The organism is Robbsia andropogonis (genome assembly GCF_000970345.1).
In the GTDB taxonomy this organism is placed as follows: domain Bacteria; phylum Pseudomonadota; class Gammaproteobacteria; order Burkholderiales; family Burkholderiaceae; genus Robbsia; species Robbsia andropogonis.
This window is the reverse complement of sequence record NZ_LAQU01000001.1, coordinates 11,864-24,755: the sequence shown is the minus strand read 5'-3', so window position 1 is coordinate 24,755 and position 12,892 is coordinate 11,864. Positions and strand designations below refer to the sequence as shown.

Here is a 12,892-nt window from a genome sequence, read left to right as displayed (position 1 = left end):
CGCTCAGGGCACCATCTGAACACTCCCGTTGACGTCCACTGTCACCGTGGTCGTCCCTGCCTCCACCGGTACCGCACTCATCTTTGCCATCGGCGCTGCCGCCATCGACATCATGGCGATACGCGGTTGGCGGATGTTGCCACTATGCCCCAGTTGCACCTCGCGGATCGAGAACCCGTGATAGCCGAAGGCCTTAGCGGCCGCCTCGGCCTTTTGCCGGAATGCAGCGATGGCGACGTCCGTCAGTCGGGATTCGGCTTGCTGCCGCTTGGTGCGCGACAAAGAGAACGACACATCTGCAACCTGCATCTGGTCACCGAGATCACCCGCGAGCTTTGATGCCGCGGCAAAGTCTTGGGATTCCAATATCAATTCGCTTCGTCCCCGCCAGGCGACAATTTTGCCGTCACGATCAGTCGATGGGGAAATGGAAAACGAGCCGGTGCTGACCTTGACGGATGACTGCGACCTTGACGTGTCAAGCGCTGCCTGCGTTTGCTGATTCAACTGCCGTGCAACGGTGGCGGAGTCATTGCCCTGTCGTTCCGAGAACAAAGTGATGCGGATTTCATCGGCGGGCACGTCGTCACTGGCCGAGGCGTCAAGCTGTAGTACCCCCGACGGTGGCGATTGCAGGGTGGACTGAGCATGTGCAATCCGCGGCGCCGCGAGCAGTGCGATACTTATCGCGCCGATACCAGCCATTGCACACAGCGCCGTGGCGATGCGGGACGCGCTGACGGTATCCATCGCCTTGTAGACAGGAACGGACAGTGCAGCCGACGTGGCTGCCGGCGCCTGTGGTCTGATGGGGGAACGCGATGCGATCATGGATTGTCGTCTCCTGTATGGATGGTCCATGATAAACCGCCTCGTGCAAATCGACCTTCGGGTTTTACGCGAAAAAGTAAGGACTACGTATTAATTGCTAAAAATAAAAGCGGCATGAGCCAACGCTCATGCCGCCACCAGAGCGCGATATCGATAATCGATCGATATCGCCAATAAGATCCCCGCCTTAGCCGCTTGGCCGGCATCCTGAACCGGAGTTCAAGATCGGCCGCAGTAAGAAACGCTTCGGGTTCGTCAGACAGAGTGACGCTCACGCCCGCATTTCAATGTCCCGCGACCTGTGCTGAGTAAGCATTGGTTCAAGGAATTTATGACCATCGCGAACCAGGCAGGGAAACCGTAAAATCTGTGTTGCCACGCAGATGAGCACTGTTGCTGTTCCTCTGCGTTTCATTCATTAACCGCTTTTCATCGTCGTTTGTCAACCTCCGTGCAGCCTATATCGACGATTTCTTCAAACCGATGCTACATCGTCACAGAACACACTTTTAGCGTCCAAAGTACGTAAATTTATCGCGACCACAGTATGGATCGACAAATTCATTGTGCCATAAGCGAACGTTCGATGCATGCTGAGCCCCTGACTTCAGGCCATTGTGCCGATCCGTTGCAGGCATACATCGGCAGCGCAACGTGCCGTGCTTGCCTGTCAATGTCCCGCATCTCGTATGAAGATAGGCGCTGATCGGCGATGCCGCAAGGGCCGATCGCGAATATATTTTCGATGTCCGGGTGCAGGCCGCCGTTACGTTATTGCATTGCCGCGCGGGACACGGCGTTATCGATGTCGGCGTTCATCCGTTCCAACGCCGCACGGATCTGCTCCGCGGGAAACGCTTCGCCGTGTCGCACGCTTTCTTGCAGATTCATCAGCTCGGACGCGATGCTTAGAGCGGCCATCACGGCCAATCGGTCCGTGCCGCGGATGGCGCTGTTTTCACGCACTTTGTGCATTTCCGAGTCGACCCGTGCAACGGCGGCACGCAAGATGGGCTCCGTTTCAGGTGAACAGGCAAGCCGGTAGCTTTGCCCCAGGATCTTGACTTCGATCTGCTTAGCGGCCATAGGATTCTCCCTCCACATGCGGCTCTTGTTCGGCCATTACCTCGGCGCCTGCCGCGTCGTGATGGTGCGTGTTGCCGTCCGCTCGCGCGTCGGCACCATCCTGCTGCGCCGCGTTCCGGTCTCGGGGGGGCGGCAGCTTTTCGAGGATGGCGTTTAATTTGACCTGCGCATCCTCGATCTTGGCGAGCAACGTGTCCCGTTCCTGTCGCAGGGCGTCGCGCTCGGCGCGCAACGCATGATTGGCGGTCAGGGCCTCATCGCGTTCGACGCGCATGCGGTTTAACTGTGTCTCACGGTCTCCTAGCGTCTGGCGATTGGAATCGACCAGACGCAGAAGTCGCGTAATTTTCTCGGATAGTGAATCGAGTTCGTTCAACATGGTGAGCGGGTCCTCAGAATTCCGGGCATTTTAACCCGGAACACGGACCATACCGAAACACGGTTGCAGGTTGTTTCGAATTGTTCTGTCGGATGGGGCACCGGGGGTATCCGAGGCGTCCTGTTTCCCCTCACTCACGGGTGGGGAGCCGCCGTTTCTGGGGCGAACCAGGGGATCGGCGTCCCTCTCACGTTTTCTGCTCCAGGCAGGCGACGGGACACGCCCATTAGCCATTACCCTCGATTGCACGGGACGACCATGCACACGACTGTCCACTTCAACGATAATAGGGTTTCGTTCGGACTACGGGAGACGTCATGTCGGTCATTGCGGTCGTGAATCCTAAGGGCGGAGCAGGCAAAAGTACGTTGGCAACAAATTTGGCGGGCCATTTTGCGGCAAACGGCGAGTGGACGGCCTTGGGGGATATAGATCCGCAACGCTCGTCTCACGGCTGGCTCGACATACGCTCTCCCATGCTGCCTGCCATCGAACGGTGGGAGCTGGATGTCGACGCGCCGGCCCGCCCTCCGAAAGGCATCGAATTTGCGGTACTCGATACGCCCGCGGGTCTAAGCGGCCCAGTTCTGCATCAGGTGGCAAGCATTGCCGACAAATTGATCGTGCCGCTCCAGGCGTCGATTTTCGATATCTTCGCGACGCAGGCTTTTCTGCAGACGCTGGCGGAGGATAAGACGCTGAAACGGCGTCACACGCAGATCGGCATCGTCGGCATGCGCGTGGACCAGCGCACAAAGGCCGCCGACGAGTTGCATCGCTTTGTAAAGGGCCTGGGCATCACGGTGCTGGGAGATTTGCGCGACACGCAGAATTACGTGCAGATCGCGGCACATGGCCGGTCTATTTGGGACGTCGCGCCCAGCCGCGTCGAGAAGGACGTTGCGCAGTGGACGTCGATCATCGACTGGGTACGCGCTAAAAGCGCCTGATCACGCCCAAAATGCCTCGATGGATCGGGGAAGGCCCGTGATTGGTGCAAAAACGCGATGTCGATCCAAAGACGGCCGGCAGATCACCGTTGATCAACCGGGCGCCGATTGGAGCGGCACGTGACCGCGCGTCTCCTTGATCTTGTTGTCCGCGTCGACAAACACCAGATGCGGTGTGACGCCGGCTTGGACGTCTTTCTCATGGATCATGGCAAACGCGGCGATGATCACCAGGTCGCCAATTTCCGCGCGCCGCGCCGCCGATCCATTCAGCGAGATCATGCCGCTACCGCGTTCGCCACGGATGGCATACGTCGTGAAACGTTCGCCATTATTGATGTTCCAGATGTCGATCTGCTCGTTTTCGGCGATATTGGATGCTTCCAGCAAGTCTTCATCGATCGCGCACGACCCTTCGTAATGCAGCTCGCACTGCGTGACGGTGGCACGGTGGATCTTCGACTTCAACATTGTACGAAACATGTTGGTTCAGATTTCCAGATTGTCGATTAAACGGGTGCCGCCCAATTTCGCGGCCGCGAGCACCACCAGGGATTCGGCCGTTGCCGCATGTGCAATGTCATCGGTCTGCGGGGCCCTCAAGTCCGCACGGCGTCGGATGGCGATGTAGTCCGGCTGCCAACCGGTGCCTTGCAACGCCGTGCGTGCCTTTGCCTCGAGCGCCCCCAGGTCTTGCTCGCCCGCCCGCACGCTGGCGCGTATTTCGGAGAGCAACGCGTACAGGCGCGGTGCCTCGGCGCGGTCCGCCGCGCTCAGGAAGCGGTTACGTGACGACAGCGCCAGACCGTCGATGTCGCGTACCGTCTCCGCCGCGATGATATCGGTGGGCAGCGCGAACTGCTGTGCGAGCTTGCGTACGATCATCAGTTGCTGGTAATCCTTCTTGCCGAACACCGCCACACGGGGATTGACGCAACTGAACAGCTTCATCACGACCGTGCAGACGCCGGCAAAGAAGCCCGGACGGAACTCGCCTTCGAGAATGCCGCCGAGATCCGACGGCGGATGCACGCGATATTCCTGCGGCTCTGGATACAGGTCCGACTCGGTGGGGGCAAACAACACGTAGACGTTCTCGCTTTGCAGCTTCTCGATGTCTTCCTGCAACGTTCGCGGATAGCGGTCGAAATCCTCGTTCGGGCCAAATTGCAGCCGGTTCACGAAAATACTGGCGACCACGGGGTCCCCATGCTGGCGTGCCTGACGCATTAGCGTCAGATGACCTTCATGCAGATTGCCCATCGTCGGCACGAAGGCAATGCGCGTCTGTCCGCGCAAATGGTCGCGCAATTCGTGAATCGAACTAATGACTTTCATGGTGCGGCACGGTCTCCTAGCGTCCGGCGCGATGCCTGCGGCGACATCGCGGTCAATGGTGTCTTTTCAGCCTTGTCAGTGTGGTACAACACACCAAAACACGGAAACGCCGGTTTGACGTATCGCGCGATTGTAGTGCATTCAGCCAAACTAGACAGGCGATCAGGCGCACCACCGACTCGCGCCGGTATCAGAGACGGGTTTCGAAGGGGGGCGATTAGCTCGGCGCGTAGGCCAAGCGTACGTAAATCGGGGCGTACGGTGCGGCTTGTGTCACTTGTAACAACGATTCCCGAGTCAATTCCAACATGGCGATGAAATTGACCACCACCACCGGCACGCCTTCCTGAATATCGAACAGCTCGGTAAATTCCATGAACTGGCGATCTTGCAGCTTGCGCAGCATCAAACTCATATGCTCGCGAACCGATAGGGCTTCCCGTGTGATCTTGTGGTGAGCGACCAGGCGTGCACGCCGGAACAGATCACGAAATGCGGCTGCGAGGTCGTCGGCATCGACGTCCGGCCAGCGCGTGACCAGGCTTTCCTCGACATAGACCTGCGCCTGACGGAAGTCACGTCCGTGCTGTGGCAATTGATCCAGCTGGTGCGCCGCCAGCTTCATTTGCTCGTATTCCAGCAGGCGGCGTACCAATTCCGCTCTGGGATCGGCTACTTCTTCATTGCTGTCGGCCTTCTTCACCGGAAGCAGCATGCGCGATTTGATCTCGATCAACATGGCGGCCATCAGCAGATAGTCCGACGCCAATTCGAGGTTATGTTTGCGGATTTCATCAACATATCCGAGGTATTGCCGCGTCACGTCGGCCATCGGAATGTCGAGCACGTTCAGGTTCTGCTTGCGAATCAGGTACAACAATAGATCCAGCGGTCCTTCGAAGCTTTCCAAAAACACTTCGAGGGCTTGCGGCGGGATGTACAGATCCTGAGGCAGTTTGAACAACGGCTCGCCGTACAGGCGCGCGAAGGCCACGCCGTCGATCACGTCGGGAGTGGAGTCGGTCGCGCCAGGCGCTACCGCCAGCGGACCCGCTGCCGCGGCATCCCTATCCTGCGATGGTCGGCTGCTGCTGCCGGGCGCGACCGGTCCACCGGACACCAGGTCCGGTGGGATCGATGCCGTCATGTCAGATGTTCTGGTAGTACACGTACGGCGTCTGCTTCACGCGCGCATGTGTATCAGCGGCGCGTTGCGCCAGATCGATCGGCTTCTTGTCCCACAACAAGGCGCGGCCGGTTTGCTGCTCCTTGTCGAGTTCGGGATGGGTTGCCTTCAATTCGTTGAGGAATTCTGTGACTTCGGACTTGTACATGGTCGATACAGGATGCAGGCCTGAGTGGCGGGCGCGGCGGCCCGGGGCGGCAAAACGCCGGGGCTTTCGTGACACCCGAGTATGACCGTATTTTAGCCTAAGCGCGGGCATTATCGCCTTACGCTGGCGGGAAATGCGCGCTGTGCATTGATTGCCCGGCCGGTTGCCGCTGTCGGCCGCTCCGAATATGCTGGTTGGACACGTCGTGAAGGGCGACAGTGGTGTCCGGTTTGTGGTCAAATAATCGCGAGTGAGATGCGCTGCCGTTGTCGGGGCGTGGCAATGACGCAGCAATGCAGCAACGGAGGGTGTGTTTGGGGGGGCGACGACAGTGGATCACCGCGGCCATGTGGCCATTGCCCGTGCGCCTGGCGCCGTCTGGCTGGGCAGCGTGCGTCTGGCGACGGATCAGGCCGAGCGGTCGCGCGTCTGACGCGGGGCCGCGGTCGGGCGTGAGGGGAGTCCATATCAGGTTGCTGGCCCTCTGTTTCGCTTACGCTCCGGCTGCCTGGGCAAACTACGACGTTGACATCGTTGCCCCGCATTCGTTGAAAAAACTGCTGAAACAAAATCTCAACTTATCGCGATTTTCAAAGCGCAAGGACATTGACGCCGAGCAACTGCGTTTCCTGGTCACCGCCGCGCCGCAGCAGGCTCGTGAGCTGGTGCAGACGCGGGGTTACTTCACGCCGGTCATCTCGACGGACTTGCGCACCGACGACGGCAAGTCGTCGGTCACCTTGCGCGTGGCGCCGGGACCGCAGACCACCGTATCCGAGGTAAACCTGTCATTCACTGGAGCGGTGCAGACGGAGGCGCCTGATCGTGCGTTGGCCGCCCGGGTGGCATGGCCCCTGAAACCGGGCGATCCGTTTTCCCAATCGTCGTGGGACGATGCCAAAAAGGCTTCGTTGACGGTGCTGCAGGCCAAGCGGTACCTCGGCGCACGCATCGTGCATTCCGAAGCGAAGATCGATCCGCGGACTCATACGGCGGTGTTGAACGTGGAGTACGGCAGCGGGCCGACCTTCCATCTTGGCCCGATCAAGGTGAACGGCGTCAAACGCTATCCGGAATTCATCGTCGACCACGTGAATCCGCTGCACGAAGGTGAAATCTACGATGCCACGCGCATCCAGACGCTACAGCGTCAGATTCAGAACACGCCGTATTACGCCAGCGTGGCCGTGGATGTCGCCGCAGATCCGGCGCAAGCGGCCGCGGCGCCGGTGTCGGTCAGTCTGAATGAATACCAGTTCCATAGCGTGCGTGCCGGCGTTGGTTATACAACGGACCGGGGGGCGCGCGTGGAGGGCGCCTATTCCTATAACAACGTCTTCAACCGGGCGTATGTGTTCACGATCACGGGGCGCCTGGAGCAAAAGAGCCAATACGGCTCGGTTCAATTGTCGATGCCGCCGGACAGTAAGGGGTACACCAACAGCGCGCTTGCGTCCTATACCCGTACTGATACGGAAGGGACGGTGATCTACAGCTTGCGCACGGGTTTCCAGCGGACCCGGTCGCTGCAGTTTTATGACTATTCCTATTCGTTGCTCTACTACCAGGATCGGTTGGAGCAGAATTCCGGTCCGCCCACGGTCAGTCGGGCGCTGTTGCCCGCGTGGGCCTGGGCGCGGCGCAACGTCGATGATCCAATGTTCCCGCGAAGCGGTAACCTGATCGGCGCCGAGGCGGGTTTCGCGGTCAAGGGGGCGCTGTCCGACGCCACGTTCCTGCGCCTGTACGCGCATGGGCGCCAGTATGTCCCACTCGGAAGGCGTGATCTGTTGCTGTTTCGGGCGGAGTTGGGCGGGGTATTTTCCAATGCGCCTTCCTATCGGATTCCGGCAACGCTGCTGTTTCGCACCGGTGGCGCCACCTCGGTACGGGGTTATGGATACGACAGCATCGGTAACGATGTGGCAGGGAGTGTGCTGCCGACGAAATACCTGATCACCGGCGGCGTCGAGTATCAACATTGGTTCTCGCACGATTGGGGCGCGGCCGTGTTTTACGATGTCGGCACGGCAAGCGATACCTGGGACGAGCGGCGTTTTTACCAGGGGGTTGGCATAGGCGCACGCTGGCGCAGCCCCGTCGGACCGCTGAACGTCGACGTGGGATACGGCATACAAAACCGGAGCATCCGGCCTTACCTGACGCTTGGCGTCGCGTTCTGAGGGCGCAGCATGGAACCGACGACAGCACACGCAGCGCACCCGAGCACGGTGCCACCGCCTGACGGCAATGCGGCAGGGAGCGCCGCTTCGGTCGGCAGCCGCTTGCATGGCGGCAACGAGGCGATGGACCTGAATGCGGCAGGTGAGGGTGCGCGTGTCGCGCAAGCCGCGCCTGCAGGTGGGCAGGGCGGGGGCAATGGGGACGGGAGCGGCAAGCCGCCACGTCGTCGGGGCTGGCAGCGCGGCGGGCGGGTGCTGCTATGGCTGGTCGCCGTTATCTTCATCGTGGTGGTGGCGCTGGCGGGCACGCTTGCGTGGGTTGTACACACCGATACGGGCACCCGAACGGCCTGGCGCATCGCCACGTACGTGCTGAAAGGCCGTCTGTCCGGCGTCCTCGATGGCGGCGCGCTGCAAAACGGCATCCGCATGCATGATGTGCGCTGGCATAGCGGTGCGACCGACATCCGGATCGATCGATTGGCGGGCCGCTGGAGGCTACACCGTGTCGCCGACGCCCCGGCATTGCCCATCATCGCTGCGCCGCCGGTGCCCGCACCGATGACGGCATCGGGCGTCGCGACGTCCGCCGCCTCATCCGTTGTCGCCGCATCGACCGCAGGAGCGCCGTCTACCAGCGGCGACACGGCATTGTCCACGGGGGACGGTGCATTCCCAAAGGCGGCGGGGACGGCATCGCCGGGTCATTTGCCACACTGGCGTTTCACCGTCGATTACCTGCGGGTGGGTACCGTCGATGTGCGGACCGGACCGTCAAGCGGCGACGCCTCCTCCTCCTTGACGATGCCGACGTCGCTGCGTTCTCCATTGCAGTTCGAGGTACGGGATGTCCGAGTGGAACGGATCGCGCTGCATGGCGGTGGGGACGAGACCGACATCGACGAACTGGCGTTGCAGGGTGCCAGTGATGGTCGCCACCACGCGATGGTCTTGCAGGGCGTTCGTACCCCATACGGTACGGCGACGGCGGGACTGGCGATCGATGGTGTCGCGCCATTCGCATTGCACGGTGATCTGCGCATCGCCACGAATGTGAAAACACAGGCCGTGACGGCAAACGCAACTCTGTCCGGCAACCTGGAAGCACTGAAGGTTCATCTCGACGCGACAGGCTATAAACTGGCGGCGCGTGCCGATATCGAGGCCAGTCCGTTTGCGGCGGTGCCGTTCCGGACCGTGTCGATCGCCGCCGACCATATCGATCCCTCGGTGCTCAGTGCCGGTGCCCCATCCGCTGATCTGCGCGTCCGTGCGCTATTGTCGCCAGTAGCGTCGGACCCACCAGCAGGACCAGCAGCATCGGGCGCGGCAATCGGCGCGGCGGCCGCGGCACCGACAACCGCGTCGACGGTGGCGTCTAACGCAGCATCGCCCGTGGCGTCGGCAGTGACGCCCAACGTGGCGTCTAGCGCAGCGGCCTCGCCGGCAGCGCGTCGGGCGGCCGTGTCAGGGCTCGTCGTGGCGGGGACGATCGATATCGACAATGCGATCCCAGGTCGAATCGATGCACAGCGCTTGCCCTTCGTCAGCGCGCATGCCCGCGTGCAGCTCGACGCCACGCGGCAGGTCATCGACGCGCTGCGCATCGCATTGCTCGATGACGCATCGATCACTGGCAGCGGCCAGTATGCGCAAGGCAAGGGGCAACTGGACCTGCGCGTGTCCCGTCTTGATCTGCATGCGGTTCATTCCGCCCTGCGACGGACAGCACTTGGCGGCGATATCGGTGTGCGCCTCGACGGCGCGCAACAAAACGTGACACTGCAACTCGCGGACCCGCACGCGCGCATCGCGTTGCGAGGGACGGTCAAGGCCACGGCGACGCAGACGATGTTCGATGCCGTGCGGCTCAATGCCGGCGATGGCGAATTGCGGCTTGATGGCACCCTCGGCCGCGATGCCGACGCGAAGTTCGCGCTAAAAGGCACGTTGCATGACGTCGATCCGCTGGCCCTGCTCGACGATCGCGCCACGACCCAGGGTGCAACGCCCGCGCGGCGCGCGCGGGGAGCCTCCGGACGTGTCACCAACGGCGACACCGGTATTGCGCGTCGCGGCGACGGCACGGCCAAGACCGCGAGTGAAAGACAAGGGGATTCGACGACGCGTGCTGCCCACCGAACGACGACTGCGGCAAAAACCACCGCGCCGATCGGCACATCCGTTTCAACAGGGGGGAAGCGCATCCAGGCCCGGGTGTCCGGTAAATTCGACGTCACCGGCCGGCTTGCGCCCACCCTGGCGGCGCGAATCGCCTTTGCTCTGGGCGACAGCGAGTACAACGGCTTGCCGCTCACCGGCGACGGCACCGTGCAATTGGCGGGTTCCCGTCTGTTGCCGAGTCGCGCCCATCTCTCCGTGGCAGGCAATCTGGTGGATTTGAACGGCAGCTTTGGCGCGCGGGGCGATCGCCTGGCCTTTCGCGTCGACGCCCCGGATATCAGCAGGCTCGGTTTTGGCCTTTCGGGCGCGGTGCAGGCACAAGGTGATGTGACGGGTTCGATCGCGCATCCCGATGTCACCGCGCGCTATGATGCGTCCCATCTGGTTTTCGGTACCATCAGCGCGCAACGGGCCCATGGACAGGCGGAGTTGCGTGATGGCGCGAATGGCGCATTGAACCTCTCGGTGGACGGTAGCGATATCGATGCACCGGGTGTGACGTTGCAGACGTTGAGCGCACGCATTGCCGGTACGCGTGCAAAGCACACGATCGACGCCACGATGCACGGCTCCGTGCATGGCAATCTCATCGATGCCAGCATCGCCGCGCAAGGTGGCCTGTTCGATGCGGCCCCCACACGCCAAGGCAAGGCGACGCCTGCGCGTCGCGACGCGCAGGACAAACCGACGGAAGGGACAGCCCGTGCGGCCGACACGTCCGTATCCGCGTCGTCATCCGGCGGCGGGATGGGCTGGCGCGGCACGATCAGTCGACTCGAGAATCGGGGCACGCCGGCCATTGCCCTTGCGGCACCTGTCAGTGTGGTGGCCGCACCAGGCGACATCGAGTTGGGGCGGACGCAGATGACGCTCGAAGGCGCCACCATCGACATTCAAAGCCTGTTCTATCGTGCCGGCCAGATCCGCTCGGCCGGCCGTGTCGCCAGTATCGATGTGGGTCGATTGCTGGCGTTGCAGGCGCAGATGACTGACCAGCCAGCGCCCCAGAATCTCACCGACCTGGTCTTCGATGGCGATTGGAACCTGTCGCTCGCGGATACCGCCAGCGGCTATCTCCAACTCCAGCGTCGTAGTGGTGATATCCAGATTACGACAGGACAAGGTCGTGCCGGGCTGGGCCTCGAGCAACTGCGCGCTCGCGTGGATTTTACAGGGGCGCGCCAGGCGCACTTGACCGTTCAGGCCAACGCCGCGCGCATCGGGCAGGTGAGTGCCGACTTGCACGCCGGTCTCGTGGTGGAAGACGGCATGCTGACCGTGGGACCGGACTCGGCGCTATCGGGCACCGTGACGGGGGATGTGCCGTCGTTGCGGACGACCGGCGGCCTGCTTGGACCCGCCTATCTGTTCGATGGTGCGTTGGCGTTGCGGCTGCAGGTTGCCGGCACGTTCGGCAGGCCCCGGTTGTCGGGCTCGCTGAAGGGCAGCCAGTTGAACGCCCAGTTGCTCGACCAGGGTGTGCAATTGCGCGATGGCGTCATCGATATCGGTATCGACGAGAATCTGATGACGTTCCGGCAAGTGGTCTTCCACGGTAGCAGCGGCACACTGCGGGCCACCGGCCAGGTGCGCCTGGACGCGGATGATCCCACGATCGCGGCGAAGATCGTCGCAGACAAGCTCGAACTGTTCGGAACACCGGATAGGCAACTGCAACTGTCCGGACAGGCCACGCTTGAAAATGCAGGTCCGGAGGGCGGCGTCGCGGTTGATGGCAAGTTCGTCGTCGATCACGCCCTGTTCGATCTGCCGGAATCATCGGCGCCTTCGCTGGGAGACGATGTGGTGATCGTCCGGTCGAACGGGCAGCCTACGCCCGCGGTCCCGAAAAAGGGCGTGCCGGGCGCTGAAAAACCGGTGGGTAAGTACGCGCCACGCGCCAATATATCGATTGATCTGGGGCGTAATTTCCGATTCCGAGGTGAAGGCGCGGATCTCGGTTTGACGGGCGGCCTGACGGTGGTCAGTGCGCCAAACGTTCCGCTGTCCGCGCAGGGATCGGTCAATGTGGCGAACGGCTCGACGTATACGGCATTTGGCCGGAAGCTGAATATCGAGACAGGCTTTTTTACGTTCAACGGGCCGATCGATAATCCGTCGATCAACCTGCTGGCGATGCGTCGGAACCAGGAAGTGGAAGCGGGCGTGCGCGTGCGCGGAACGTTACGGGCGCCCGATGCCCAATTGGTGTCGGAGCCGAGTGTACCCGACAACGAGAAGCTCTCCTGGCTGCTGTTCGGCCATGGCACGGACTCCGGCCAGAATCTCGGTCAACAGAATACCGTCGACGCCGCGCTGGCACTGCTGGGTAGCGCCGGAGGCAAGCGGATCGCGCAGACCGTGGGCCTCGACGAATTCACGATCGGGTCAAGCGATTCGGGCCTGACCGATGCCCAGGTCGTCCAAGTCGCGAAGGCCTTGAACGAACACTTCGTCCTGGGCTACGAGCAGGCGCTGCAATCCACGGGGTCCCTGTTCAAGTTGACTTGGCTGTTAAGCCGCAGTTGGTCCGTGGCCCTGCAGGCCGGCACTTACAACGGTGTCTTCCTGCTTTACGTTCACCGTTTCGACTGACGGTGCGGGAGG

General features: G+C 61.8%; 10 protein-coding genes and 1 other RNA gene. 3 read left to right on the top strand and 8 right to left on the bottom strand.

The window, feature by feature from the left end; all coding sequences use genetic code 11:
- Window positions 1–3 precede the first annotated feature (3 nt).
- From WM40_RS00090 to WM40_RS00080, 4 genes are all read right to left on the bottom strand, one after another.
- Window positions 4–750, bottom strand: coding sequence for an SIMPL domain-containing protein (locus WM40_RS00090; RefSeq protein WP_046151954.1), 747 nt, complete (start codon window positions 748–750; stop codon window positions 4–6).
- Between the two features lie 256 nt (window positions 751–1,006).
- Window positions 1,007–1,190, bottom strand: a non-coding RNA gene (gene ssrS / locus WM40_RS28440) — 6S RNA.
- A gap of 412 nt (window positions 1,191–1,602) precedes the next feature.
- Window positions 1,603–1,917, bottom strand: a complete 315-nt coding sequence (locus WM40_RS00085) for a cell division protein ZapA (RefSeq protein WP_046151836.1) — start codon at window positions 1,915–1,917, stop codon at window positions 1,603–1,605.
- Window positions 1,907–2,296, bottom strand: a complete 390-nt coding sequence (locus WM40_RS00080; protein ID WP_024902706.1) for a hypothetical protein — start codon at window positions 2,294–2,296, stop codon at window positions 1,907–1,909. The genes WM40_RS00085 and WM40_RS00080 overlap by 11 nt, the downstream gene beginning before the upstream one ends.
- A gap of 317 nt (window positions 2,297–2,613) precedes the next feature.
- On the opposite strand from WM40_RS00080, the gene WM40_RS00075 reads away from it, so the two are divergent.
- Window positions 2,614–3,246, top strand: a complete 633-nt coding sequence (locus WM40_RS00075) for a ParA family protein (protein ID WP_024902707.1) — start codon at window positions 2,614–2,616, stop codon at window positions 3,244–3,246.
- A gap of 93 nt (window positions 3,247–3,339) precedes the next feature.
- Here WM40_RS00075 and panD read toward each other — a convergent pair whose 3' ends face one another.
- The 4 genes from panD to WM40_RS00055 all read right to left on the bottom strand — a co-directional run bounded on the left by panD (window position 3,340) and on the right by WM40_RS00055 (window position 5,918).
- Window positions 3,340–3,729, bottom strand: a complete 390-nt coding sequence (gene panD / locus WM40_RS00070; RefSeq protein WP_024902708.1) for an aspartate 1-decarboxylase — start codon at window positions 3,727–3,729, stop codon at window positions 3,340–3,342.
- 6 nt (window positions 3,730–3,735) lie between these two features.
- Window positions 3,736–4,584, bottom strand: coding sequence for a pantoate--beta-alanine ligase (panC, locus tag WM40_RS00065; protein WP_024902709.1), 849 nt, complete (start codon window positions 4,582–4,584; stop codon window positions 3,736–3,738).
- 217 nt (window positions 4,585–4,801) lie between these two features.
- Window positions 4,802–5,731 (bottom strand): segregation and condensation protein A, encoded by a 930-nt coding sequence (locus tag WM40_RS00060; RefSeq protein WP_082102339.1) that lies wholly within the window; start codon window positions 5,729–5,731, stop codon window positions 4,802–4,804.
- 1 nt (window position 5,732) lies between these two features.
- A complete protein-coding gene (locus WM40_RS00055; protein WP_024902711.1) occupies window positions 5,733–5,918 on the bottom strand; it encodes a DUF3460 family protein in 186 nt (61 codons plus the stop codon).
- Between the two features lie 347 nt (window positions 5,919–6,265).
- Between WM40_RS00055 and WM40_RS00050 the strand changes: the two genes are divergently transcribed.
- Window positions 6,266–8,101, top strand: coding sequence for an autotransporter assembly complex protein TamA (locus WM40_RS00050; RefSeq protein WP_046151835.1), 1,836 nt, complete (start codon window positions 6,266–6,268; stop codon window positions 8,099–8,101).
- Between the two features lie 9 nt (window positions 8,102–8,110).
- Window positions 8,111–12,880, top strand: coding sequence for a translocation/assembly module TamB domain-containing protein (locus tag WM40_RS00045; protein WP_082102338.1), 4,770 nt, complete (start codon window positions 8,111–8,113; stop codon window positions 12,878–12,880).
- Window positions 12,881–12,892: the final 12 nt, after the last annotated feature.